Origin of the sequence: Mycolicibacterium chitae, from assembly GCF_900637205.1 — a bacterium.
Classification (GTDB): domain Bacteria; phylum Actinomycetota; class Actinomycetes; order Mycobacteriales; family Mycobacteriaceae; genus Mycobacterium; species Mycobacterium chitae.
This window is the reverse complement of sequence record NZ_LR134355.1, coordinates 15,554-39,980: the sequence shown is the minus strand read 5'-3', so window position 1 is coordinate 39,980 and position 24,427 is coordinate 15,554. Positions and strand designations below refer to the sequence as shown.

Annotated in this window: 21 protein-coding genes and 1 tRNA gene; 10 read left to right on the top strand and 12 right to left on the bottom strand. The window is 68.2% G+C overall.

What is annotated here, in order from left to right:
• Positions 1-6: 6 nt before the first annotated feature.
• The 5 genes from EL338_RS00180 to EL338_RS00160 are packed head-to-tail and all read right to left on the bottom strand — an operon-like array spanning position 7 to position 5,401.
• Complete coding sequence (locus tag EL338_RS00180) at positions 7-576, bottom strand: histidine phosphatase family protein (RefSeq protein ID WP_163791951.1); 570 nt, start codon at positions 574-576, stop codon at positions 7-9.
• Positions 573-1,628, bottom strand: a complete 1,056-nt coding sequence (locus EL338_RS00175; protein ID WP_126331913.1) for an ABC transporter ATP-binding protein — start codon at positions 1,626-1,628, stop codon at positions 573-575. The genes EL338_RS00180 and EL338_RS00175 overlap by 4 nt, the downstream gene beginning before the upstream one ends.
• Complete coding sequence (locus EL338_RS00170) at positions 1,625-3,316, bottom strand: ABC transporter permease (RefSeq protein ID WP_197721913.1); 1,692 nt, start codon at positions 3,314-3,316, stop codon at positions 1,625-1,627. Before EL338_RS00170 ends, EL338_RS00175 begins: the two co-directional genes overlap by 4 nt.
• 44 nt (positions 3,317-3,360) lie before the next feature.
• Positions 3,361-4,524: an ABC transporter substrate-binding protein gene (locus tag EL338_RS00165; RefSeq protein ID WP_126331911.1), complete on the bottom strand. Its 1,164-nt coding sequence runs from the start codon at positions 4,522-4,524 to the stop codon at positions 3,361-3,363.
• 43 nt (positions 4,525-4,567) lie between these two features.
• Complete coding sequence (locus tag EL338_RS00160) at positions 4,568-5,401, bottom strand: MurR/RpiR family transcriptional regulator (protein ID WP_126331910.1); 834 nt, start codon at positions 5,399-5,401, stop codon at positions 4,568-4,570.
• A gap of 140 nt (positions 5,402-5,541) precedes the next feature.
• On the opposite strand from EL338_RS00160, the gene EL338_RS00155 reads away from it, so the two are divergent.
• Positions 5,542-6,309, top strand: coding sequence for a hypothetical protein (locus tag EL338_RS00155; RefSeq protein WP_126336576.1), 768 nt, complete (start codon positions 5,542-5,544; stop codon positions 6,307-6,309).
• 10 nt (positions 6,310-6,319) lie between these two features.
• Here EL338_RS00155 and EL338_RS00150 read toward each other — a convergent pair whose 3' ends face one another.
• The 3 genes from EL338_RS00150 to EL338_RS00140 are packed head-to-tail and all read right to left on the bottom strand — an operon-like array spanning position 6,320 to position 9,056.
• On the bottom strand, positions 6,320-7,117 hold the full coding sequence (locus EL338_RS00150) for an ABC transporter ATP-binding protein (RefSeq protein ID WP_126331909.1): 798 nt from the start codon (positions 7,115-7,117) through the stop codon (positions 6,320-6,322).
• Complete coding sequence (locus tag EL338_RS00145) at positions 7,114-8,172, bottom strand: taurine ABC transporter substrate-binding protein (protein ID WP_235666310.1); 1,059 nt, start codon at positions 8,170-8,172, stop codon at positions 7,114-7,116. The genes EL338_RS00150 and EL338_RS00145 overlap by 4 nt, the downstream gene beginning before the upstream one ends.
• Positions 8,169-9,056, bottom strand: coding sequence for an ABC transporter permease (locus tag EL338_RS00140; RefSeq protein ID WP_126331907.1), 888 nt, complete (start codon positions 9,054-9,056; stop codon positions 8,169-8,171). The genes EL338_RS00145 and EL338_RS00140 overlap by 4 nt, the downstream gene beginning before the upstream one ends.
• A 318-nt stretch (positions 9,057-9,374) precedes the next feature.
• Between EL338_RS00140 and EL338_RS00135 the strand changes: the two genes are divergently transcribed.
• Positions 9,375-10,301: a DUF4268 domain-containing protein gene (locus tag EL338_RS00135; protein WP_235666309.1), complete on the top strand. Its 927-nt coding sequence runs from the start codon at positions 9,375-9,377 to the stop codon at positions 10,299-10,301.
• Between the two features lie 15 nt (positions 10,302-10,316).
• Here EL338_RS00135 and EL338_RS00130 read toward each other — a convergent pair whose 3' ends face one another.
• A complete protein-coding gene (locus tag EL338_RS00130; protein WP_235666308.1) occupies positions 10,317-12,245 on the bottom strand; it encodes a DUF2075 domain-containing protein in 1,929 nt (642 codons plus the stop codon).
• A gap of 311 nt (positions 12,246-12,556) precedes the next feature.
• Positions 12,557-12,639 (bottom strand) — tRNA-Leu (locus tag EL338_RS00125).
• Positions 12,640-12,878: 239 nt separating this feature from the next.
• Between EL338_RS00125 and EL338_RS00120 the strand changes: the two genes are divergently transcribed.
• From EL338_RS00120 to pknB, 7 genes are all read left to right on the top strand, one after another.
• A complete protein-coding gene (locus EL338_RS00120) occupies positions 12,879-14,258 on the top strand; it encodes an FHA domain-containing protein (RefSeq protein ID WP_126331905.1) in 1,380 nt (459 codons plus the stop codon).
• A 106-nt stretch (positions 14,259-14,364) separates the two neighbouring features.
• Positions 14,365-14,832 carry an FHA domain-containing protein FhaB/FipA gene (locus EL338_RS00115; protein WP_126331904.1) on the top strand — a complete coding sequence of 156 codons (468 nt, stop codon included), beginning with the start codon at positions 14,365-14,367 and terminating at the stop codon, positions 14,830-14,832.
• Positions 14,829-16,385: a PP2C family protein-serine/threonine phosphatase gene (locus EL338_RS00110; protein WP_126331903.1), complete on the top strand. Its 1,557-nt coding sequence runs from the start codon at positions 14,829-14,831 to the stop codon at positions 16,383-16,385. Before EL338_RS00115 ends, EL338_RS00110 begins: the two co-directional genes overlap by 4 nt.
• Before the next feature lie 28 nt (positions 16,386-16,413).
• Positions 16,414-17,832, top strand: coding sequence for a peptidoglycan glycosyltransferase RodA (locus EL338_RS00105; RefSeq protein ID WP_126331902.1), 1,419 nt, complete (start codon positions 16,414-16,416; stop codon positions 17,830-17,832).
• The gene (gene pbpA, locus EL338_RS00100; RefSeq protein WP_126331901.1) at positions 17,829-19,304 is read left to right on the top strand and encodes a D,D-transpeptidase PbpA; all 1,476 of its coding nucleotides are present in this window, start codon (positions 17,829-17,831) and stop codon (positions 19,302-19,304) included. The genes EL338_RS00105 and pbpA overlap by 4 nt, the downstream gene beginning before the upstream one ends.
• A 46-nt stretch (positions 19,305-19,350) precedes the next feature.
• Positions 19,351-20,691, top strand: a complete 1,341-nt coding sequence (locus EL338_RS00095) for a protein kinase domain-containing protein (RefSeq protein ID WP_126331900.1) — start codon at positions 19,351-19,353, stop codon at positions 20,689-20,691.
• On the top strand, positions 20,688-22,559 hold the full coding sequence (gene pknB, locus EL338_RS00090; protein WP_126331899.1) for a Stk1 family PASTA domain-containing Ser/Thr kinase: 1,872 nt from the start codon (positions 20,688-20,690) through the stop codon (positions 22,557-22,559). Before EL338_RS00095 ends, pknB begins: the two co-directional genes overlap by 4 nt.
• On the opposite strand, the gene EL338_RS00085 is transcribed toward pknB, so the two are convergent.
• Both EL338_RS00085 and EL338_RS00080 read right to left on the bottom strand, forming a co-directional pair.
• Complete coding sequence (locus EL338_RS00085; RefSeq protein WP_126331898.1) at positions 22,537-23,223, bottom strand: aminodeoxychorismate/anthranilate synthase component II; 687 nt, start codon at positions 23,221-23,223, stop codon at positions 22,537-22,539. The two genes, pknB and EL338_RS00085, sit on opposite strands and share 23 nt — an antisense overlap.
• Before the next feature lie 52 nt (positions 23,224-23,275).
• Positions 23,276-24,025: a DUF881 domain-containing protein gene (locus EL338_RS00080; RefSeq protein WP_126331897.1), complete on the bottom strand. Its 750-nt coding sequence runs from the start codon at positions 24,023-24,025 to the stop codon at positions 23,276-23,278.
• Positions 24,026-24,134: 109 nt separating this feature from the next.
• Between EL338_RS00080 and crgA the strand changes: the two genes are divergently transcribed.
• Positions 24,135-24,398, top strand: a complete 264-nt coding sequence (gene crgA, locus EL338_RS00075) for a cell division protein CrgA (RefSeq protein ID WP_126331896.1) — start codon at positions 24,135-24,137, stop codon at positions 24,396-24,398.
• Positions 24,399-24,427: the final 29 nt, after the last annotated feature.

Sequence of the window (24,427 nt, the reverse complement as noted above, 5' to 3'; positions counted from 1 at the left end):
GACGGCCTAGCCGGGCCGAGCGGCAACGTTGAGCGCGCGCAACCGGGCTGAGCCGTCGGGGTCGACGTCGAGCGCGGTGATGCTGGGTGCCGCGACGGGCACCAGCCGTCCGGTGGACAGCCCGATGAACTGCGCGAGCACCGCACGGATGACGCCGCCGTGGGTGACGACCAGGACCGGGCCGGGCTGTGCGGTCGCATCGTGGACCGCGGCCGTCGTCCGGGCAGTCACCACCTCAGGCGTCTCGCCCAACGGGGGCACCAGTACCCCGCCGCGCCAGTGCAAGTAGTCGTCTCCGATCACGTCAGGGGTGAGACCTTCCCACTGCCCCAATCCCGCCTCCGCCCACCGTTCGTCGACGACGACGTCGCGGGCCCCGAGCAGCGCGGCCGTGGACCGGGTGCGCGACAGCGGCGAGCAGATGACGGTGCGGGGCCGCCACGCCTCGATCACGGGTGCCAGTTCGCGGACGGCTTGCCGGCCGTCGGCGGAGAGGTCGATGTCGGTGCGGCCCTGGAGGCGTCGCAGCTGGGTCCACTCGGTCGCACCATGCCGCAGCAATAGTAACGTCGTCACTTGCCTGCCTCCCGAAGCTGCCCCGCGGCATCGAAAACACCTGCGGGACCGGGTGGTAACGCCAATCCCGTCCGGTCGCCGGCGACCGCCGGTACGTCCGTCACCACCGACACCCGGTCCTCCCCCACCAGCCCGGTCACCAGGTGGCGGCTGGCGATCGGCGTCGATTCCAGCACCTCGAAGGCCAGCGGGCCGTGGTCATGCAGCCTGAGATCCTGCGGCCGGTACATCACGCGCCACCCGCGCTCCGCCCGGGGGACCAAGGGCACACCATCGCGCACCAAGGCGCCATCGACGATGTCGCCGCCGAGCAGCACGGCGGGCGGAGTGCCGAGGAACGAGGCGACGAAGGCGGTCGCGGGCCGCTCGAGCAGTTCGGTGGGGGTGCCGAACTGCTCGACCCTGCCGTCGCGCATGACGGCAATATGGCTGGCCATCGCGAGCGCCTCGGTCTGGTCGTGGATGACGTAAACACTGGTGGCTCCGGTGATCCTGTGCATCCGGACGATCTCGGCGCGGGTCTCGACCCGCAACCGGGCGTCCAGGTTCGACAGCGGTTCGTCGAACAACAGCACCCCTGGCCGAGGGGCGATCGTGCGAGCGATCGCCACCCGTTGTTGCTGTCCCCCGGAGATCTGCGCCGGATGGCGGTCGGCGAGGTTCGCGATCTCCAGCGACTCGAGTACCTCACCAATCCGACGTGCGCGGTCGGCGCGGGTCCAGCCCGCCACCCGCAGCGGCCATTCGATGTTGCCCCGCACCGTCATATGCGGCCACAGCGCGTAACTCTGGAACACCATGCCCAGGCCTCGCTTGGCGGCCGGGACCTCGATGCCGGCCGCGGTGTCCACCACGACCCGGTCACCGATCCGGATCGTCCCGCGGGTCGGTGACTCCAGACCGGCCAGTATGCGCAGAGTGGTCGTCTTACCGCAGCCCGAGGGGCCGAGCAGCACCAGGAACGCGCCGGCCGGGAGATCGATGTCGACACCGTGCAGCGCGGTGTGCTCGCCGAACCGCTTGTGGAGACCGGCGATCTGAAGGTGGGTCATGACGTGGATCCTGTTGGTCTGGCGTCGGAGAGCCGGCGCGCGAATATGGTCGCCACAACCGAGATCGTGGCGATGACGACGGTGATCGCGTTGGCGTGCTGGGTGAAACCCTCCGAGGCGAAGCGGTAGGTCATGGTCGCCAGCAGTGGCGTCGCGGGAGTTACCAACAGCACCACCAGGGACAGATCCCGGACCATGGTGACGAACACCAGCACACCGCCGCCCAGGACACCGCGCGATACCAGCGGCGCGGTGATCCGCCCGAATCGACGCGGTCCGCTCGCCCCGGTCAGGACCGCCGCCTCTTCCAGTTCGCCGGATACCTGCCCGAGGGCGGCGCGGGATGTCTGGAAGGCGAACGGCACGCTGGCCGCCACCCCCGCCAGCACGAGAATCGCGAACGTGCCGTACAGGGAGGGCAGCGGCCCGATCGGCGCACCGAACAGCGCGATGAACGCAGCGCCGAACGCCACGCCGGGGATGAGAAACGGTACGTAAGAGAGGAATCCGATCGTCGCACCCACCAGCGGCGGCCGAACGATCCGGCGGACGACATACGCCCCGAGCAGCCCCAGCAACCCCGCGCCCACGGCGACGGCGAGGCCCAGCAGCACGGTGTTCTGCAGGGCGGACAGCACCACGGGGTCGCGCAATACCCCACGCATACCCTGCGCGATCGACGAGTCCGATTCGCCCAGCCAGTAGTGCCACGTGAACCCGCCGCTGAAGGAGTTGGTGCGGCGCAACACCGTGGATACCACCAGGACGATGCCCGGCACGATCGCAGTGACCGCCACCAACAGGGACGCCGTGCAGAACAGCGGCCAGCGCCAGGCACCCGTGACCACCCGGCGGGGACGTGATGCCTTGCCGGTGATGGTTTCGAACGACCGGCCGCGAGTCGCGCGATTGCCGGCCCACAACACCATGCCGGCCACCACGACGAGCACTATCGACAGGGCGTAGCCGCGCGCCGCGTCGCCGGTGGCGATCGCACCGTAGAGCCGCGTGCTGAGAGTTTGGAAGCGCACTGGCAACCCCAACAGCGCCGGCACAGCGAAGTTGCTGACGCCCTCGGCGAAGGCGAGCAGGAACCCCGACAGCAGCGCGGGGGCGATGGCGGGCAACACGATTCGTGTCGCCACCCGCAGGCGTGACGCACCGGTGAGTTCGGCCGCGGCCACCAGGTCGCCGCCGACGCCCCACAGTGCGGCCGAGACGATGACGAAGGACAGCGAATAGTAGTGTGCCGTCAGCACCAGCACTGTCGGCACGGCGCCCCAGGACAGCACATCGGGGACGGCCACGCCCAGCGCGGACAGCAGTCCCGGTGTGCCACCGAGTCGATCGTTGCGAAAGACGCTCTCCCAGGCCAACGCGATCGCGAAACTCGGCAGGGCGAAGGGCACCGCGGCGAGCACCCCGATCACCCGTCGGCCGGGGACGTCGCTGAGCACGACCACCCACGCCAGGAACGCTCCCAGGACCGTCGCACCGATGCCGGTGCCCAGACCCATCAGCAGCGAGTTGGTCAGCGGCTGCCAGAGCAGGTTGGCCGACAGCGGACTGCTGAAGACGTCGGCCCAGACGCCGTCGGCGTCCGAATCCAGCGTTCGGGCAACGAGTCCGGCCAGCGGCGCGGCGACCAACACCGCGAGCACCGCGATGACGCCGGCGGCGAGCCACACGATCGGGCGTCGGGCCGTGGCCGACGCCCGACGTCGGGTAGATCTCACTGGATCGTGAGCAGGAAGTCAGCCACTTCCGAGCGCCGCTCGGCCGAGGCCTGCGGATCGATGGACCACGCGTCGAGGTCCTCGAGGGACAGCGCATCGGCCGGTGCGACGACGTCCTCACGGGTCGGGTAGTCCCCGGCGACGTAGAACGGTTCGAAACCCGCTCCGCCGGTTTCGGTGTCGTCACCCATCATGTAATCGATCAGCAATCGGGCCGCCGCCGGATTCTGGGCCTTCGCGGTGATGCCGAGCATCGCCGGGAAGACGATGCCCGGTGACGGCGCGACGCCGGAGGCCACCTGCAGCGCCCAGCCCTCGTCCTCGTTGTCGCGGCGATCCGAGTACGACGTGAAGCCGACCGGCGGGCTGGCCTGGCCGAGGGTGCCCACCGACGAGTTGACGGTATCCGTGTCGTCGACGAGGACCGCGTCGTTGGCGTACAGGTCCGCGATGTACTGCAGGCCGGCGTCTTCGACGCCCTCGTCCAGGACGATCTCGCGGCCGAAGTGCGCCTGATAGGCCTGCGCCATTTCCTCGGCGCGCAGCGACATTTCGGTCACCAGATCCAGGTAGTCGCCACGGACGTTCGGGTCGACCATCATGACCCGGCCCGTCCACGCGGGTTCGGTGAGCTCCCAGAGGTTCTGCACCGGCGGGCCGTCCGGATGGGCCTCCTCGTTGTACATCAGCACCTTGGTGGATAACCGGTTGGCCACCAGTGGCTCCCGGAACTCCGCGGGCAGTGCCGCGCTGACGCGCTGCGGAACGTAGGGCTCCAATACCCCGTCGGCGAGGAGTTCGGTCACCACCACCGGGGCATCGGAGACGTAGGCGACGTCCGCGGTCGCGCTGCCCGCACGGTGCTCGCTGGCCAGCCGGGTGATCAGTTCGGTCGACGAGATGTCGGCGGCGACAACGTCGATGCCGGGGTAGGTGGATTCGAAGGACTCTTCGATCGAGGCGATGCGGCTGGTGAACGCATACACCGAGACGCTGCCCTCCGCTTCGGCGAGGGCGACGAGCTCGTCGTGGCTCAGGGCGTCCCAGTCGGGCTCGGCGACGCTGGGCGCTGATTCGGTCGAGCCGCAGGCGGTGAGGCCGAGTGCGAGCGTGGCCGCGGAGAGGGCGGCGGTCAGGCGGCAGCGGGCAGAAGTGGGCATGACGATCCTCCGGTTATCCGTATTTGGGGTGCGGTGGGACGGCTCAGGCGTCGAGCCGGTCGAGCAGGTCGGCGAGTTTGTCGAGGGAACGGTTGGCTTCGTCGGGTTGGCGGCGAGCGATGGTCAGCACCAGTGCATTACCGATCGCCATGGGCACTGTCAGGGAGAGGAATTCGTCGCCGCGCCCTCGGGGTGCGGCGACCAGGATGTCCGGGCGTGGCGACATCGACAGCAGCGTGTCGGTGATGACGACGCTGCAGCAGTCGGCTTCGGCGGCGATGGTCAGGAGCGGCGGCAGCAGCGCGGGCAGCCGACGGAAGGCGAACGCCAGCAACAGGTCCGCACTCGTCAAGCTCGAGACCCGTTCAGCGACATCGCGCCGCGATCCGACGAGGGTGGTGACCCGGATCCCGAAGCGATGCAGCCGGCGGCTCATCAGGTCCACGAGGACCGTGGCGTTTCCTTGCCCGAAGACATAGACCTGTTCGGCCGCAATGATCTTGACGGCGATCTCGTCGAGCTGCGCTTGGGTGACGTGGCGAGTCAGTTCGGTCAGCGCGTCGAGTTCGTCGTCCACGAAACCGCGGATCACGTCGTGGTCCGGATGGCGGTCCAGGCGGCCGCGCAGCCGTTGTGCGGGCCCCTCGCCGGTCATGTAGTCCTGGCGCAAGGCGTCGCGCAGGTCCGGGTAACCGGCGAAGCCCAGGCGCTGCGCGAGTCGGGTCGCCGCCGACTGATGTAACCCGAGCGGATCGGTGAGGTCCGAAGCCACCCAGAAGGAGGCGTCCGCCGGCTGTGACTGCAGGACTGCGATCAGCCGACGGTCGTTGGCGGTGAGCCGATGTCCGCAGCTCGCAACGAGTTCGGTGATGAGCACGCCGCGACCGTATCCGCAATCTTGCTTGCAACTCCCGCAAGTCTTGCAAGTTCACGTGCTGTTTGCCAGAAGTGCATCGCGGCGACGACGAGGGCCCCTCCGCGGCACCGGGCACTCGCGGATTGGGCCATCATGAAGCGGTGAACCTTTTGCCCACCCCCGAGGTGACACTCAGCGATGCCGATGTGGCCGACGCGTTGGAACGCGCGGTCGGGATCATCAATCCGCTGCTCGACGTCTTGTACGGCACTGACCCCCTGGGATTGAAGCGCCGCGACACCGATCTCGATGACGGACCGCTCGACAAGGTCGCCGACGGTCTCTCGTGGGCACTGAGCGTGGCCGACGTGCCGGGTACTCGCGGCTGGGACAACCTCGATACCGCCGCTCGCATCCGGTGGTGGGTCCGGCGCGTCGGCACGCTGAACACCGTGGTGGTGGCGTCTCCCGGTGTGTTCGGCGCGCTGGCTCGGGGGCTGCCGATCCAGGACCTGTTGGGTTTCGTCAACCAGGCCATCGTGCTGTGCGCGGTGGCCCGCGAACTCGGCGTCACCAACCTGGACACCCAGGTGCGCATGCTGGCCGAGGTGCTCTGCGAGCGCGACTTGTCCGGCGTGGAGTGCGGCGAGCATCTCCAGTTAGAACCGCTCCCCCGCACGCCGCTTGGTGTGGCGAAGGCACTCTGGCAGCTTGCGGGGCTGTTCGACGCCATCGGCGATGAGATCGCCAAACGTCCGCACCCGCGTAAACCGCTGCGCTATCTGGCGATGCTGCCCGGGATCGGCGGTGCGGCAGCCTTCTTCGGCGAAAGGCGCGCCCTGGAACGGGCCGCCGAGGATGCTTGCCGATGGTTGGAGGATCACCCGCACGGGGTCGGTGAGGATTCGGGACCAAGCCCGCAATCCTGACCACGCCCGTTCAGCGGTGGGCGTGGTAGATCGCGCTCGCGATCTTCTCCTTGTAGTCAACGAACGCCTGCGACGTACGTACCGCCGACGACCGGCCCTCGGGTGCGCCGTCCTCGGGGAACGTGACCGTGACGTCCTGCTGGATCCGGCCGGGCCGGGCACTCATCACGAGCACCCTGGTGCCGAGCAGGACCGCTTCCTCGACGCTGTGCGTGACGAACAGCACCGTGCGATGGTGCTCCCGCCAGATGTCGAGCAGTTCGAGTTGCAGCTTCTCCCGGGTGAGGGCATCGACGGCGCCGAACGGTTCGTCCATCAGGATGATCCGGGGCTCATTGACCAGGACCCGCGCGATCTGCGCCCGCTGCTGCATGCCGCCGGAAAGCTCGTAGGTGCGGCGGTCGGCGAACTCGGCCAAGCCGATCTTGCCGAGGATGGCGGTGGCCTGTGCGCGCCGGTCCTGTTTCGCGACGCCGCGCAGCCGCGGTCCCAGTTCGACGTTGGCGCGCACCGACTTCCATGGGAAGAGGTTGGGCTTCTGGAAGACGACGCCGCGCTCGGGTGCGGGTCCGGTGACGGGTTCGCCGCCGATCGTGATGGTCCCGCTGGTGGGCCGCTCGAACCCGGCGAGCATTTGCATCAACGTGGTCTTCCCGCAACCGGAAGGTCCGACCAGGCAGACGAATTCGCCCGGTTCGATGACGAGGTCGGTGGTGCTCAGCGCCCGCACCGCCTCGGCACCGGTCCCGTACGACTTCGAGACCCCGGCGAACACCACCCGGTCGGGCGCCGTCGTCGGCTCGGTCACGGCTCCGCGACCGCTTTGGCGGCGTCGACGTACACACCGTCGCGGTAGACCTCTGGGGCGCTGACCCCGGTGACCTCACCCTGACTCAGCAGGAACTCCGCATTGGCCTGCAGGTCCTCGGCGAGGCCACCGCCGAGATACTCGGTCGAGGCCTGCTCGGAGGCGCGCAAGAACTGGAGCCCTTCGGCCTGGGTACGGGCCTGCTCCGGGGTGATCCCCAGCTGTACGGCCAGGCCGACGGACGCTTCGTCGGGTGAATCGAGCAGTTGCTGGACGGCCCAGTCCTGGGCGCGCGTCCAGGTCTCGAGGAATTCGGGGTTGGCCTCGATGAATTCGCCGGTGGCCCCGGCGACGTCGAATGTGGGAACCCCTTGGGCGGCGGTGTCGGCACTGGTGAGCAGCACGTGCCCGTCGGTCAACTCAGAGAGCGTGGGTTCCCAGATCCAGGTGCCGTCGATCTCGCCGCTCTGCCACGCCGCGGTGGTCGCGTCGGGCGCCAGGTTGATCAATGTCACCTGGTCCTCGATCCCGGCCCGCTGCAGTGCGGCCAGCAGACTGTAGTGGGCCGTCGAACCGAACGGGGTGGCGATCTTCTTGCCGGCGAGTTGTTCGACCGACGTGACGGCGGGATCGCGCACCACCAGTGATTCGGCGGCGCCGATCACGTCGTGGATCCAGATTACTTGCATGTCGATGTTCAGTGGTGCCGACAGGGCCTTGGTGGCGGGGCTGGAGCCCATCAGTCCGAGATCGGCGCTGCCGGAACCGAAGGCCTGCACCACATCTCCGCCGGAGGCGAAGCGGTTCCAGGTGATGGTGGCATTCGGCAGGCACGCCTCCAGCACACCGCTGTCCTTGACGAGCAGGTCACCGTTGGGGATGTCCTGGTAGGCGATGCGGGCGGTGGTGGTGACGGATTCGTCGACCTCGAACGGGCAGTCCTGTGCCGCCGTGTTTTCCGCGCGCGCCGAGGTGTCGCGCCCCGACTCCGTGCAGCCCGCTACGACGGTGACCAGCGCGACGGCGGCGGAGACGAACAGGACTGATCGCTTCACGACTTTCCTTTCCAAGGCACGGCCAGTAGGCCGATCCACTTGATGAGCGCGTCCAGCAGGAGCGCGGTGATCCCGATGACGATGATGCAGGCGATCGTCAGCGGCGTATTGAGTTGTGTGCCAGACAGATAGGCCAGGCCGCCGATACCGGGAATTCCGTTGTTGAGTTCGGCCGCGACCACGGTGGTCCAGGCGAAGCCGACGGCGATCCGGATGCCGGTGAGCACCTCGGGGGCGGTCGACGGCAGGACGACGTGGGTGAGGACCTGGCGCCGGTTGGCACCGAGTGATCGAACGGCGTTGATGTGGTCCCGGGGCACGGCGTGCACGCCGCTGACGGTGGCGATCGTGATGGCCGGGAACGCGGCGAGGAACAGCAGCCAGATCTTCGAGGTGTCGCCGATCCCGAACCACACGATGAGCAAGCCGATGTAGCCGAGCGGCGGCAACGCCCGCAGGAAGTTCAGATACGGCTCGATAATCCTGTTGAGCGGCCGCCACATTCCCATCGCGAACCCGAGGAGCGGGCCGACGACGATGGCCGCCCCCACTCCCGCCCCGATCCGTTGGCAGCTCGCGAGCAGATGCTCCCAGAGGAAGTACCCCTGTTCGCCCTGGACGAGTCGGTCCACGCCGGGGGCGATCGGGTGCCACGTGTTGGCCTGGACGAAGGCGTGCCAGACTGCCGCCGGTGAGGGCAGGAACAGCGGCTGGATGAGGCCGGCGGCGGTGACCGCCCACCACAGGGTGAGAAATGCGGCGAGCGCGAGTACCCGTCCACCGAAGCGCTGGAGCAGATCTGCGCCGCGGCGCTGGGCGGCGGGCGACTCCGCGGGCGTCTCCTCGTCCACCGGCGGCGCGAGTGCCTGCGCGGTCACACTCATGATCGGAACCTCCTAGCCGGACGGTCCGGACCACGCACCCGTCGAGAATTTGAACGTCGCCATCATCGGGGTCGGCTTGCTCGGGAGCCACCTATTGAATCGGGACGAATCCGACCGTTGACTGCGCTTGGCGCGTCTGGTAGCTCCTGCGGTTCGCCGTGGACGGAGTGGCGACAGCACAGTGCGGCGATCTGACGAAAAACGCGTCCGAACGGAGTATCTCGTCGGACCGTCTGGGTATGGTGCCGGCTATCACCGTCATCGCCCGGGGCGGACAGGAGGATCGTGACCGAAGTACACCTCGGCCGACTCGTCGGCGTGCATCCGCGGGAGGTCTGGCCGCACGAAGCTCACGCCTTCACCCCGTGGCTGCTGGGGAACGTCGACGTGTTGTCGGATTTGCTCGGGATGGACCTCGAGCTCGAGATCGCCGAACATCCCGTCGGCGGCTTCTCACTGGACCTGTTGGGCCGCGATCTCTCCGACGAGAGCGTCGTGATCGTCGAGAACCAGCTCGAGCAGTCCGATCATGGTCATCTCGGACAGATCCTGACGTATGCGGCCGGCACCGACCCCCGTACGATCGTCTGGATCACCACCGGCTTTCGTGCCGAGCACCGAGCCGCTCTGGATTGGCTCAACGAGCACACCGATCCCGACGTGCGGTTCTTCGGGGTCGAGATCCAAGTCGTCAAGATCGGTGATTCCGCACCGGCTCCGAACTTCAAACTCGTGGCGCAGCCCAATGACTGGGAAAAGCGCGTGAAAGCGGTGACGACGGCCGCCAGCGAGTTGGCGGGACGCTCGAAGCTGTATTGGGAGTTCTGGGAGCAGTTCTTGTCCCACATCGCGGCCGAGCATCCTGGGTGGACCCGCGCGAAAGCGACCACGCCCAACAGCTGGTACGACTTGCCGACAGGTCACGGCGCCATCGTCTACAACATCTCGTTCACCACGACCGGGCTGCGGGTCCAGCTCTACTTCAACAGTCCCAAATCTGAAATCAACGAAGCCAACTTCGAACAGATTGCGGCGCAGCAAGAGCTCTTCGAGTCGACGCTGGGCGAATCGGCCGAGTGGGATGACAAGCCCGGCCGCAAGGGCGCCGCCATCTTCGTGACGTCACCCTTTCCTTCCGTGGACGAAGTCGATCAGTGGCCGGCCATGATCGATTGGATCATCGAATGGCTGGGGCGTTTTCGGAGGGCTTTCGAAGCGGTCGGCGGTGCCACCGCATTCCGGTAGCCCCATTGAGCTCAGTTACGACGACTCCAACGTCGTCGCATGTGCGTGCACAGCGAAATGCTTGCGGGCTTCACCGTTATCGATGAGCGCGCGGAGCGCTTCCCGTGTCTCGCGGTCGGTGGAGTAGATAACGGTGCCGATCATTCCGCGGGTCAGCAGAACCTTGTAGACGTGCCGCACCAGAACATCGAACCTACTGTCAGGAACGGTCTTTTGATTGCGGAAGTCTGGGTCCTTATTCGCCTCTCGCACGGTGACAAACTTGCCGTTGCGCCATACGAGGTCGGGACCGAGGATGACGCCGTTCCAGTCATACTCGAAGCCCTGGGCGGTGTAAATGCAACCGACCTGGCCGAACCCACCCTCGTCAGTAGCCCACAGCGCGCTCGGCGGTACATCACCTATCCGCCTGTCGCTCTTGCTGTTCCACGGACGTGCCCATGAGCCGATACGAACGTCGGACACAAATGTGCCGTCCTTACGAGCGTCGCTCCATGGCCAGCAGTACCCAGCCGTGATGCGTGCTGTGTATCCCCGCTGCATCTGACTGGTCAGGTGGTGTTCCATTTCCTCGGGGGTTTCCGCGAGAAGGACTTGGAACTGTGGATCACCGGACCAGACCGCCGGTGGCACCTCCCCCGCAAGCCCCAACAGTCTTACCACCCAATGCACGTATTCTTCGCTTCCGCCACAACGGAACTGCTCGCCGAGGGCAACGTGCTGGAAATCCAATCCCAAGGATTGCGCGTGCCGTTCGATCTGCTCCAGAGTTCCCATCTCACCTGGCCGTACGACTTGGTGCTCGTCGAGTAAAAAGACCGGAACACGCGCGGCCGCGATGAGCTCGTCGATTTGTGGACGATCTGTCCGCAGTTCTGCTCGGGTGTAGCGGTCGACCGACGTTTTCCGGATGCGGTGTGCTTCATCCATGATCAGCACATCCAATCCGTTGGGATCGGCCGACATGAACTGATTGAAGTACTTGAACAGCGCGCGGATCTTGGGGGCTCTCGTAGCGGCAACCTTACGCAGTGTTTGAGTGAACGAACGCGACCCCGTCGCATGGATGACGGTGCGTCCACGACGGGCCAGTTCCCCCACCAGGGACAACGCGATCACGCTCTTTCCGCTGCCTGGTCCCCCCGTCACCACGATGACCCGCTTTGTGTTGCCGGCCCGTGCATGTTCCACGGTGTGCATCACCAGATCGACTGCCAGTTGCTGATTTCCGATCAACCGGAACTGCGGCCGGTCCCGGATCTCCGCCGCTGCGAGCCTCAGCAACTGCTTGGAAGGCGCAACTGGGGAGTTGATCAGCAAGTCGGCGGCGTGGCGGCCGGGACTTGGGGCGAGCCTCGACTGAAGAAAGTCGATCAGCGCACCCCTGTCACTGGCCGTGAAGAGTCGGCCGCTGATCGATAGCGGTACTGCCAGTAAGTCTTTCACCAAGGTCGGATTCGACGCATTGTGGAGGTAGGCAACTCCGGCCAGGGCGTCAGGATTGTCTGCGACCACCCGGGCAAAATCGCTGAGGTACTCGCAGTAGCCGCGTACTTGAATCACCGGATGCAGCCGCGGTCCACCCGGCACCCCGGGCACCTCGACGATTTCGGGATCGCCTTCGAATGCGTATGCAGAAGACCACTGCTTCAACTCCACGATGACGTAGGAGGCCTCACCTGTTCGCGGGTGTGTACCCGCGAGGACAACGTCTGCGCGTTGCGACGTAAGAGGAAGGTGATATTCGAGCAGCATCTCGACCTCGCCGAGCCCTGCGTCGACCAGGTCGGCAGCCAGCACCGGAAGACTTTTCTTCCATGATGCCTGTTCGGACTGCGCTGCACGACGACCGGTTCGATACAGCATCTGCTCCAGCATCTGCTCGACCAGCGACTCGGGTTTCATCCCCGATAGCCGATCGGCGGTCGTCCGGATGAGTGTCACGTCGAGTTCCCCAGGGCAGCACGAATACATTCGTGCGGGTGGGGACGTGTCCACGCCGGTAGATAGGCGCCTGGGAAGTCCGTCGGGCCGCGGTGATCATGCTAGGTGAGTCCCTCGGATGTCGACGCGCGCGGTCTACGTGGCGCCGGCGAGGACCAGCAAGGCCGGCAGATCTTTAGGGAAATCGGTGCGCACGGGGTGAAGCACCCGATGGGCAGCTGGTAGGCCGCTTCGGTCCCCACAAACACAAAGGCCACGAACCCAAAATGAGTTCGTGACCTCTGCGTCGCAGCTCGTAGAACCGCTCACTGTGGGCGAAGGGGGACTTGAACCCCCACGTCCCGAAGGACACTGGCACCTGAAGCCAGCGCGTCTGCCATTCCGCCACTCGCCCGTGGCAACCGGAGGAGCGTATCACGGTCTGCGGCCCATTCTCCAAACGCTGAGGTCACCCGGATTCGGACCCACCGAACCTTCGTTGACCTGCTGTAACGCGATTCTCAGAGTTCTTATGGTGACGTTTGGCCTGGATAGGCCGATACCATGGGGCGGAAATAACACAGTGACGCGACACGCGGCAGCCCGCGTCACTGCCCCGATTGGTACGACGAACACCTGAGACAGGCGGTGAAGATGGGACTGGTGCAGCGATTTGATCGCAAGCTCGAGTCTACCGTCGGCGACGCCTTCGCCCGGGTGTTCGGCGGATCGGTCGTTCCCGAGGAAGTCGAGGGGATGCTGCGACGGGAGGCCGCCGACGGTGTCCGGTCGTTACAGGGCGGGCGCTTATTGGCACCCAACGAGTACGTCATCACCCTCAGCGTCTCCGACCATGCGAAGGTCCTTGCCGATCCGGACCTCACTTCGGATACTTTTGCCAAACATCTCGGGGGATACATCGGGGATCAGGGGTGGCAAACGTATGGTGATGTGGTTGTCCGATTCGAACAATCGCCGAGTTTGCACACCGGCCAGGTCCGCGCCCGCGGTGTCGTCAACCCCGACGCCACGGTGGGCGGTGCCGCCATGTCCGCACCCGCCGCGCCACAATCAGACCGTGCGTCGAACGCAGAACCAGGAGTACCACCGATGAGCGACAATCCGAGCCACCGCGGCGGCCCAGGCCAGGGACGTCCCGGAGACGAGTACTACGACGACCGTTACGGTCGCCCGGAAGACGCTCAGGACCCCCGGGCCGGCTACGCCCCGCAGGCCCCGCAGCCTCCGCAGGGACCCGAGCAGGGCGGCTACCCGCCCCAGGGCGACCCGAACTACCCACCGCGCCAGGGTGGCGGCTACCCCGACCAGGGCGGCTACGCCCCGTCCTACGAGCAGCGTCCGCCCGCCGGCTACGGCCCGCCGTCCGGCGGCTACGACCAGGGCTACCGCCAGCCGTACGGCCCGCCGTCGGGCGGCTATCCCCCGCAGGGCGAACCGCCGCGCGGTGACTACAACTACGGCCGTCCCCCGGGACCGGACTACGGTCGCCCCGACCCCCGCCAGGGTGGTGGCTACCCGGACCAGGGCGGCTACGACCAGGGCTACCAGGGTGGGCCCGGCTACGGCCGCCCCGACTACGGCCAGCCCGATTACGGCCGCGGCTACGAGGGCGGCGGCTACGGCGAACCGCCCCGCGGCGATTACGACTACGGCCAGCCGCCGGCCCAGGGTGGCTACGCCGACTACGGCCAGCCCGCCCCGGGCGGCGACTACCCCGCCGGCGGCGCCGCGACGGTCACGCTGCAGCTCGACGACGGCAGCGGCCGCACCTACCAGCTGCGCGAGGGTGCCAACGTGGTCGGCCGCGGCCAGGACGCCCAGTTCCGGCTGCCCGACACCGGCGTCTCGCGTCGCCACCTGGAGATCCGCTGGGACGGGCAGGTCGCACTGCTGTCCGACCTGAACTCCACGAACGGCACCACGGTCAACAACGCGCCGGTTCAGGAATGGCAGCTGGCCGACGGCGACGTCATCCGGCTGGGCCACTCCGAGATCGTCGTTCGCGTCCACTGAGCTCGGCCGCTTACGCCAACTCAGGCGACGCGCACGAGCTTCGCCCTCACGTCGGTGGCTGCCCAAGTATCGTGACGTTGCCGCACGATGACGGGAAGGACGCCAGATGCAGGGATTAGTTCTGCAGCTGACGCGTGCTGGCTTCCTGTTGATGCTCTGGGTGTTCATCTGGTCGGTGCTGCGGATCCTGCGGACCGACATCTACGCCCCGACGGGCGCGGTGATGGTGCGGCGCGGCCTGGCGTTGCGCGGCACGCTGCTGCCGGCCCGGCAGGGTCGGGCCACCCCGCGCTATCTGGTGGTGACGGCCGGCTCGCTGGCGGGCACCCGGATCACGCTGGGCACCCAGCCGGTGCTGATCGGCCGCGCCGACGACTCCACGCTGGTGCTCACCGACGACTACGCGTCGACCCGCCACGCGCGGCTGTCCCCACGAGGCTCGGAATGGTACGTAGAGGATCTAGGATCAACCAACGGCACCTACCTTGACAGGTCAAAGGTGACGACCGCCGTAAAGGTCCCCATTGGTACGCCGGTGCGAATCGGCAAGACAGCAATCGAGTTACGTCCGTGACCCTAGGTCTGCGCTACGCCGCGCGCAGCGACCGCGGCCTGGTACGCGCCAACAACGAAGACTCGGTGTACGCCGGCGCCCGGTTGCTGGCCCTTGCCGACGGCATGGGTGGCCACGCCGCGGGCGAGGTCGCCTCCCAGTTGGTGATCGCCGCGCTCGCCCATCTCGACGACGACGAACCCGGCGGCGACCTGCTCAGCAAGCTCAACGAGGCCGTCCACCAGGGCAACTCGGCGATAGCTGCGCACGTGGAGGCCGACCCCGAACTCGAGGGCATGGGCACCACGCTGACCGCAATCCTGTTCGCGGGCAACCGGCTTGGTCTGGTCCACATCGGCGACTCCCGCGGCTACCTGCTGCGCGACGGCGAACTCAACCAGATCACCAAGGACGACACGTTCGTCCAGACCCTCGTCGACGAGGGTCGCATCACCGCCGAGGAGGCGCACAGCCACCCGCAGCGCTCGCTGATCATGCGCGCGTTGACCGGTCACGAGGTGGAGCCGACGCTGATCATGCGCGAGGCGCGCGTCGGCGACCGCTACCTGCTGTGCTCCGACGGCCTGTCCGATCCGGTCAGCCAGGAGACCATCCTCGAGGCGCTGCAGATCGAGGACGTCGTCGAGAGCGCCGACCGCCTGATCGAACTCGCGCTGCGCGGCGGCGGCCCCGACAACGTCACCGTGGTGGTCGCCGACGTCGTCGACTACGACTACGGCCAGACCCAGCCGATCCTGGCCGGGGCGGTCTCCGGCGACGACGGCGAGGGCAGCGCTCCCCCGAACACCGCCGCCGGGCGAGCCTCGGCGATCAACCCGCGCAAGCCCGCCGCCAAGCGCGTGGTCTCCGAGCCCGAGGAGCCGGTGCGCAAGCCGCGGTCCCGGCGCCGGATGTTCATCGCCGCGGTGCTCGTCGCGCTGGTGGTGCTCGCCGGGCTGGCGATCGGCCGCCAGATCGTGCGCAACAACTATTACGTCACCGAGCACGACGGCACCGTGTCGATCATGCGCGGCGTGCAGGGTTCGCTGCTGGGCCTGTCAATGTCGGAGCCGTTCCTGCTGGGCTGTCTCAACGAGCGCAACGAGCTGTCCCAGATCAGCTACGGCGAACAGCAATTCGCCTGCCGTCTGATGCAGCTCGGCGATCTGCGGCCCTCCGAGCGCGCGCAGGTCGCCGCCGGGCTGCCGGGCGGCTCCCTGGACGAGGCGATCGCCCAGCTGCGCAAGCTCGCCGAGACCTCGCTGCTGCCGGTCTGCGAACCGCCCAAGCCCGAGCCCACCGCCACCCCCGCGCCGCGGCCGCACTCCCCCGCCCCGTCGGCCCGGCCCGGCCCCGCGCCGTCGCCGGCAGCGTCACCGAGCCCGGCCCCCTCGCCGAGCCCGACGGCCGCGCCCACCGACACCGAGCGCCCCCGAACCAACGCTGCCCCAACCGAATCCGCCACCGCACCGGCGCCTCCCCCGCCCACCGCCACTCCGGCACCGTCGCCCACGCGGACGACGTTGGCCCCAGCGCCGCAGAAGCCGGGTACGGACTGCCGGGCGGCGGCATGACGGGGCGGCGACAAGCGAGCGCAGGCGCATGACCACCGCGCCACAGTCCCCGGTTGCGGTCTCGGTCCCCCCGCCGCTGCCGAACCGCCGCAACGCCGAACTGTTGCTGCTGTGCTTCGCGGCGGTCATCACCACCGTGGCGCTGCTGATCGTGGATACCAACCAGGAGCAGGCCCTCTCGCTGGACCTGTTGGCCTATGCCGCAGGCTTTCTCGGGCTGTTCGGGGCCGCGCACCTGGCCATCCGGCGCTTCGCGCCCTACGCCGACCCGCTGCTGCTGCCGGTGGTGGCGCTGCTCAACGGCCTGGGCCTGGTGATGATCCACCGGCTGGACCTGGTCCGCGTCGCCGAGGCCGACCAAACCCCCAGCGCCAACCAGCAATTGCTGTGGACGCTGGTCGGCGTCATCGGCTTCATCGTCGTGGTGGTCCTGCTCAAGGATCACCGGCAGCTGTCCCGCTACGGCTACGTCTGCGGAATGGTCGGGCTGATCCTGCTGGCCATCCCGGCCGTCCTGCCCGCGAAGTACTCCGAGGAGTACGGCGCCAAAATCTGGATCCGGTTCGAGGGCTTCTCGATCCAGCCCGCCGAGTTCTCCAAGATCCTGCTGCTGATCTTCTTCGCCTCGGTGCTGGTGTCCAAGCGCAACCTGTTCACCAGCGCCGGCAAGCACGTGCTGGGCATGGACCTGCCGCGGCCCCGCGACCTAGCGCCGCTGCTGGCGGCGTGGGCGGCCTCGATCGGCGTGATGATCTTCGAGAAGGACCTGGGCACCTCGCTGCTGCTGTACGCGTCGTTCCTGCTGATGGTCTACATCGCCACCGAGCGCCTCAGCTGGGTGCTGATCGGTCTGGGCCTGTTCGCCGCCGGCAGCATCGCCGCGTACTTCCTGTTCGGCCACGTGCGGGTGCGGGTGCAGAACTGGCTCGACCCGTTCGCCGATCCCGACGGCGCCGGCTACCAGACGATCCAGTCGCTGTTCAGCTTCGCCACCGGCGGGGTGTTCGGCACCGGTTTGGGCAACGGCCAGCCCGGCACGGTGCCCGCGGCCTCGACGGACTTCATCATCGCCGCCATCGGTGAGGAACTCGGCCTGGTGGGCCTGGCCGGGGTGCTGATGCTCTACACCATCGTCATCATCCGGGGCCTGCGCACCGCGATCGCCGTGCGCGACAGCTTCGGCAAGCTGCTGGCCGCCGGCCTGGCCGGCACGCTGGGCATCCAGCTGTTCATCGTCGTCGGCGGCGTCACCAATCTGATCCCGCTGACCGGGCTGACCACGCCGTGGATGTCTTACGGCGGCTCGTCCCTGGTGGCGAACTACCTGCTGCTGGCCATCCTGATCCGGATCTCGCACAACGCCCGCCGACCCATCAACACCGGCCCGCAGCCCGCGGTGCAACCGCCGATCGCCGTCGCCAGTACCGAGGTGATCGAGAAGGTATGAACACCGCGCTGCGCCGCGTCTCGATGACGCTGATGGCCCTGATCGTGTTGCTGCTGGGCAACGCGACGTTCACCCAGTTCTTCACCGCCGACGGGCTGCGCGCCGATCCGCGCAACCAGCGCGTCCTGCTCGACGAGTACTCCCGGCAGCGCGGCCAGATCTCCGCGGGCGGCCAGCTGATGGCGTACTCGGTGTCCACCGCGGGCCGCTACCGGTACCTGCGGACCTACCCGGATCCCTTCCTGTACGCGCCGATCACCGGGTTCTACTCGCTGAGCTACTCGAGCACCGGCCTCGAGCGCGCCGAGGACTCCATCCTCAACGGTTCCGATCAGCGCCTGTTCGGCCGGCGGCTGGCCGACTTCTTCACCGGTCGCGACCCGCGCGGCGGCAGCGTGGACACGACGATCGTGCCGCGCGTGCAGCAGACCGGCTGGGATGCGCTGCAGAACGGCTGCAACGGCCCGTGCAAGGGCGCGGTGGTGGCGCTGGATCCGTCGACCGGGCGGATCCTGGCGATGGTGTCGTCCCCGTCGTACGACCCGAACCTGCTGGCCACCCACGACGCCGCGGCGCAGTCGGCGGCCTGGGAGAACCTGCGCGACGATCCGAACAACCCGCTGACCAACCGGGCGATCTCCGAGCGCTACCCACCGGGGTCGACGTTCAAGGTGATCACCACCGCCGCCGCGCTCGAGGCCGGCGTCAGCGAGGACGACCGGTTCACGGCGCTGCCGTCGATCCCGCTGCCCGACAGCACCGCGGCGCTGGAGAACTACGGCGGCGCGCCGTGCGGCTCGGGGCAGACCGCCTCGCTGCAGGAGGCGTTCGCGCGCTCCTGCAACACCGCATTCGTGCAGCTGGGGCTGCGCATCGGCGCCGACCGGCTGCGCAGCACCGCGGCCTCCTTCGGACTCGACACCCCGCAGGAGCCGATCCCGCTGCAGGTCGCCGAGTCGACCGTCGGCCCCGTCCCCGACCGCGCCGCCCTGGGCATGACGGCGATCGGTCAGCGCGACGTCGCGATGACGCCGCTGCAGAACGCGGTCGTGGCCGCGACCATCGCCAACAAAGGCGTCGCGATGCAGCCGTTCCTGGTAGACAGCCTCAAAGGCCCCGACCTGGCAAACATCGCCACCACCGTGCCCTACGAACAGGAGCGTGCGGTGTCGCCGCAGGTCGCAGCTAAACTTACGGATTTGATGATCGACGCCGAACAGTTCACCCAGCAGGCAGGGTCCATCCCCGGCGTCCAGATCGCGTCCAAGACAGGTACCGCCGAACATGGAACCGACCCGCGAAACACGCCGCCCCACGCGTGGTACATCGCTTTCGCGCCCGCCAAGGACCCCAAGGTCGCCATCGCGGTGGTGGTGGAGAACGGCGGCGATCGCCTCTCCGCGACCGGCGGAGCGGTGGCAGCGCCGATCGGCCGGGCCGTGATGGCCACGGCACTCCAGGGAGGATCATGAGCCTGCGACTGCCAGGAGTGACGCACGAACGAGAGGGAGCCGAGCCATGAGCCCCCGCGTAGGTGTCACACTGTCCGGCCGCTACCGGCTGCAGCGCCTCATCGCCACCGGCGGCATGGGTCAGGTGTGGGAGGCCGTCGACAGCCGCCTGGGCCGACGGGTGGCCGTCAAGATCCTCAAGGCCGAATACTCGTCGGACCCGGAGTTCGTCGAACGCTTCCGCGCCGAGGCCCGCACGGTCGCGATGCTCAACCATCCCGGGATCGCCAGCGTGCACGACTACGGCGAGACCGAGATCGACGGCTCGGGCCGCACCGCCTACCTGGTGATGGAACTGGTCAACGGCGAACCGCTGAACGCGGTGATCAAGCGGACCGGGCGGCTGTCGTTGCGGCACGCGTTGGACATGTTGGAGCAGACGGGTCGCGCCCTGCAGGTCGCGCACTCGGCCAACCTGGTGCACCGCGACGTCAAGCCCGGCAACATCCTGATCACCCCGACCGGGCAGGTCAAGCTCACCGACTTCGGCATCGCCAAGGCCGTCGACGCCGCCCCGGTCACCCAGACCGGCATGGTGATGGGCACCGCCCAGTACATCGCCCCCGAGCAGGCCCTGGGGCACGACGCCACCGCCGCCAGCGACGTGTACTCGCTGGGAGTGGTTGGCTACGAAGCGGTTTCGGGTAAACGCCCCTTCACCGGCGACGGCGCGCTGACCGTCGCGATGAAGCACATCAAGGAGACGCCGGCCCCGCTGCCCGCGGATCTGCCGCCCAACGTGCGCGAGCTCATCGAGATCACGCTGGCCAAGAACCCGGGCGTGCGTTACAAGAGCGGCGGACCGTTCGCCGACGCCGTCGCCGCCGTCCGCTCCGGCCGTCGTCCCCCGCGCCCCAACGCCGCGCCGACCATCGGGCGGGCCGCCCCGGCGGCCATCCCGTCGAGCACCAAGACCCGGGCCGGGGCCGCACCGGCCACCGCGGCGCGGCCGCGGCCCGCGACCGGCAGCCACCGCCCGCCGCCCGCGCGCCGGACGTTCTCCTCCGGACAGCGCGCCCTGCTGTGGGCCGCCGGTGTTCTCGGCACGCTGGCGATCGTGATCGCGGTGCTGATCGTGGTCAATGCCCGCAACGACCGGCTCAACCAGAATCAGCCGCCGCCGACCGTCACCGATACCATCACCCCAGGTCAGGAGCCCACCGAGGAGCTCCCGCCGGACGAACCGCCCGCCGAACCGCAGAGTTGGACGCCGCGGAATTGGACGCCGGGGACACCGACCGAGGATGCTTTGGGGAACGGACGGTTCGTGACCCTGCTCTCCGTCCCCGACCCTAAGGTCCCCGAAGACGCACGCCCGCCCGTGCCTACTGACGAGATAACGCCATGACGACCCCTGAGCTGCTCTCCGGCCGCTACGAACTCGGTGAAATCCTCGGGTTCGGCGGAATGTCGGAGGTCCACCTGGCCCGCGACACCCGGCTGCACCGGGACGTCGCGGTCAAGGTGCTGCGCGCCGACCTGGCCCGCGACCCCAGCTTCTATCTGAGGTTCCGCCGCGAGGCGCAGAACGCGGCGGCGCTGAACCACCCCGCGATCGTCGCGGTGTACGACACCGGCGAGGCCGAGACGCCGACGGGTCCGCTGCCCTACATCGTGATGGAGTACGTCGACGGCGTCACGCTGCGCGACATCGTCCACAACGACGGGCCGATGCCGCCCAAGCGCGCCATCGAGGTCATCGCCGACGCCTGCCAGGCGCTGAACTTCAGCCACACGCACGGCATCATCCACCGCGACGTCAAGCCGGCCAACATCATGATCAGCAAGTCCGGCGCGGTGAAGGTGATGGACTTCGGCATCGCCCGGGCGCTGGCCGAGACGCACAGCGTCACCCAGACCGCCGCGGTGATCGGCACCGCCCAGTATCTCTCGCCCGAGCAGGCCCGCGGCGAGTCCGTCGACGCCCGCTCCGACGTGTACTCGCTGGGCTGCGTTCTCTACGAGATGCTCACGGGCGAAGCACCTTTCGTCGGCGACTCCCCCGTCGCGGTGGCTTACCAGCACGTCCGCGAGGACGCGGTGCCGCCGTCGCAGCGGCACACCGGCATCCCCGCCGAACTCGACGCGGTGGTGCTCAAGGCGCTCGCCAAGAACCCCGACAACCGCTATCAGACCGCCGCGGAGATGCGCGCCGATCTGGTCCGGGTGCACAACGGCGAGCACCCGGAGGCGCCGAAGGTGCTCACCGACGCCGAGAAGACCTCGATGCTCAGCGCGCCGTCGGACTACCGCGACGATCAGACCGAGCAGATCCCCAACGCGGTGCGGTACCCGGGCGAGCGCGGCGGCGGATCGGTGGCGCGCTGGCTGGTGGCGGTCGCGGTGCTGGCGGTGCTGACGGTGGTCGTCACGATCTCCATCAACGTCTTCGGCGGCGACACCCGCGATGTCGCGGTGCCCGACGTGGCCGGGGTGGTCTCGGCCGACGCGGTGGCCACGCTGCAGAACCGGGGGTTCAAGACCCGCACCCAGCAGCGGCCGGACTCCGCGGTGCCGCCGGATCACGTGATCGAGACCGACCCTGCTGCCGACACCTCCGTCGACGCCGGCGACGAGATCACCGTCTACGTGTCGACCGGCCCGGAGCAGCGGGAAGTGCCCGATGTCGCGCAGCTGAGCTACGGCGACGCGGTGCAGAAACTCAAGGCGGCCGGGTTCACCGTGTTCAAACAGGCGAACTCACCGTCGACCCCCGAGCTCAAGGACCGGGTGATCGGCACCAATCCGCCGGCCAACCAGACCTCGGCGATCACCAACGAGATCACCGTGATCGTCGGCGCGGGCCCCGAGACCCGTGACGTTCCCGACGTCGCCGGGCAGACGGTGGACGTGGCCCAGCGCAACCTCGGGGTGTACGGCTTCACCAAGATCGCCCGGGCCGACGTGGACGGCACCGAACCGGCGGGCACGGTGGTGGGCACCAATCCGCCCACCGGAGAGAACGTTCCGCTGGACTCGGTGGTCGAACTGCGCGTGTCACGGGGCAACCAGTTCACGATGCCGAACCTGGTGGGCCAGTTCTGGACCGACGCCGAACCGACGCTGCGCGCGCTGGGCTGGACCGGTGTGCTCAACAAGGGGCCCGACGTGCCCAACGCGGGGGACCAGAACCGCAACCGGGTGATGTCGCAGGCGCCGTCGGCGGGGCAGGGCGTGAACTACGGCGGGACGATCACGCTGGCGTTCGGTTCGTAGCCCGAGCCGTCGCGGCCGAGACCGCATCGGCGACCTCGTTCTCGAGGCGACGGACCAACGCCTCGTCCGGGGCCGTGCCGCAGAACCCCAGCCAGTTGGCCAGCATCCGGTGACCGCCCTCGGTGAGGATGGACTCCGGATGGAACTGCACGCCGTGGATCGGTAGTTCGGTGTGCCGGATGCCCATGATGATGCCGCTGCGGGTCTGCGCGGTGACCTGCAGGGTCTCCGGCAGGGTCTCGGGCAGGATGGTCAGCGAGTGGTACCGGGTGGCCGTGAACGGGTCCGGAAGTCCCTGGAGCACACTGGTATTGCGGTGAAACACGGTGCTGGTCTTGCCGTGCAGCAACTCCGGTGCGCGGTCGACGGTGGCGCCGAACGCCACCCCGATGGCCTGGTGGCCCAGGCACACGCCCAACAGGGGAGTGCCGGCCTGCGCGCAGGCGTGCACCAGGGGGATCGAGGCGCCCGCGCGCTCCGGGGTGCCGGGGCCGGGGCTCAGCAGCACGCCGTCGAACTCGGCGGCCACCGCGGCGATGTCCTCGGCGGTGGCCAGGCGTGCGTCGTCGTGCCGCCACACCTGTGCGGTGACCCCGAGTTGCCCGAGGTACTGCACGAGGTTGAAGACGAAGCTGTCGTAGTTGTCGACGACCAAGACCTGCATCGCCACAGGTTACCGGGGTGGACGGGGCCGGCGACAATCGGTTTTGACGGGCTCAGTAGCCCAGCGGGCCCATCGGGGAGGCGTAGCGCATCCGGGCCGGGTCGGCGTGCCCGACCACCTGGAGCTCGTCGTGGGCCTCCTCGGTGTAGCCGAGGCCGAACCGCACCACGTACTGCTTGTAGAGCCGGACCAGCGGCGCCTCGGCCAGGGCGGCCTGCATGGCCTCGGCGTCGCCGATCGCCGTGATCCGGTATGGCGGGCTGTAGGTCCGGCCGTTGAGCAGCAGGGTGTTGCCGACGCAGCGGGGCTCGGAGGTGGCGATCAGGCGCTGGTCCTGCATCTGCACGGCCTCGGCGCCGGCGCTCCACAACGCGTTGAGCACGCCCTGGATGTCCTGCTGGTGGACCACCAGGTCGTCGGGGGAGGCGTCGCGCGGGAAGCGGCCCTGCGCGTCGCGCTGCGCGTCGGTGAGGGTCACCACCAGCCCGGGACCGCGCACCGGGTCCATCCCGGCCTCGGCCGCCATCTCCGCCGAGCGGGCCTGCATCGCGGCCAGCGCGGCGTCCCCGGAGCGGCCGTGGGTGGAATCCATCTGCTGGGCCAGGGCGTCGCGCTCGCCGGTCAGCCGGTCGACGGACTGCTGGGTCTCGCGCACCAGATCCACCAGCCGGGGCGCGTCGCTGCGGCGGATCTCGTCGCCGCCGGAGACGGCGTGCGTGGCCGCGAGCAGCAGGCCCGCCAGCAGGCACACGACGGGGACGCCGAAGCGCCACCACGATCGTTGTGTCGGCGGCGCTGCCATCAACCTCTCCTGGAGTTTCTGAGGAGGCCCGGTCGCTGGGTTAGGCTTCGGAGGACTCCTGTGGCGACGTCCATCGTCGCACCTAGCTCAACTTTCTACGAAGGTAACCATGCCCAAGTCCAAGGTTCGCAAGAAGAACGACTTCACCATCAACCCGGTCAGCCGCACCCCGGTCAAGGTGAAAGCCGGACCGTCCAGCGTCTGGTTTGTCGTGCTTTTCGTGGGTTTGATGTTGATTGGGTTGTTCTGGCTGTTGGTTTTCCAGCTGGCCTCGTCGTCGTTGCCCTGGATGGCCGAGCTGGGTCCGTGGAACTACGCGATCGCGTTTGCCTTCATGATCACGGGACTGTTGCTCACCATGCGCTGGCGCTGACGCCGGCCCTCCCGCAAGTTGAATTCATT

Excerpts from the sequence above, each read along its gene's own strand:
- EL338_RS00175 (WP_126331913.1), bottom strand. The coding sequence starts at position 1,628 with ATGACCCACCTTCAGATCGCCGGTCTCCACAAGCGGTTCGGCGAGCAC.
- EL338_RS00165 (WP_126331911.1), bottom strand. The coding sequence starts at position 4,524 with ATGCCCACTTCTGCCCGCTGCCGCCTGACCGCCGCCCTCTCCGCGGCC.
- EL338_RS00140 (WP_126331907.1), bottom strand. The coding sequence starts at position 9,056 with ATGAGTGTGACCGCGCAGGCACTCGCGCCGCCGGTGGACGAGGAGACG.
- EL338_RS00120 (WP_126331905.1), top strand. The coding sequence starts at position 12,879 with ATGGGACTGGTGCAGCGATTTGATCGCAAGCTCGAGTCTACCGTCGGC.
- EL338_RS00115 (WP_126331904.1), top strand. The coding sequence starts at position 14,365 with ATGCAGGGATTAGTTCTGCAGCTGACGCGTGCTGGCTTCCTGTTGATG.
- EL338_RS00105 (WP_126331902.1), top strand. The coding sequence starts at position 16,414 with ATGACCACCGCGCCACAGTCCCCGGTTGCGGTCTCGGTCCCCCCGCCG.
- pbpA (WP_126331901.1), top strand. The coding sequence starts at position 17,829 with ATGAACACCGCGCTGCGCCGCGTCTCGATGACGCTGATGGCCCTGATC.
- EL338_RS00095 (WP_126331900.1), top strand. The coding sequence starts at position 19,351 with ATGAGCCCCCGCGTAGGTGTCACACTGTCCGGCCGCTACCGGCTGCAG.
- pknB (WP_126331899.1), top strand. The coding sequence starts at position 20,688 with ATGACGACCCCTGAGCTGCTCTCCGGCCGCTACGAACTCGGTGAAATC.
- EL338_RS00085 (WP_126331898.1), bottom strand. The coding sequence starts at position 23,223 with ATGCAGGTCTTGGTCGTCGACAACTACGACAGCTTCGTCTTCAACCTC.
- EL338_RS00080 (WP_126331897.1), bottom strand. The coding sequence starts at position 24,025 with ATGGCAGCGCCGCCGACACAACGATCGTGGTGGCGCTTCGGCGTCCCC.
- crgA (WP_126331896.1), top strand. The coding sequence starts at position 24,135 with ATGCCCAAGTCCAAGGTTCGCAAGAAGAACGACTTCACCATCAACCCG.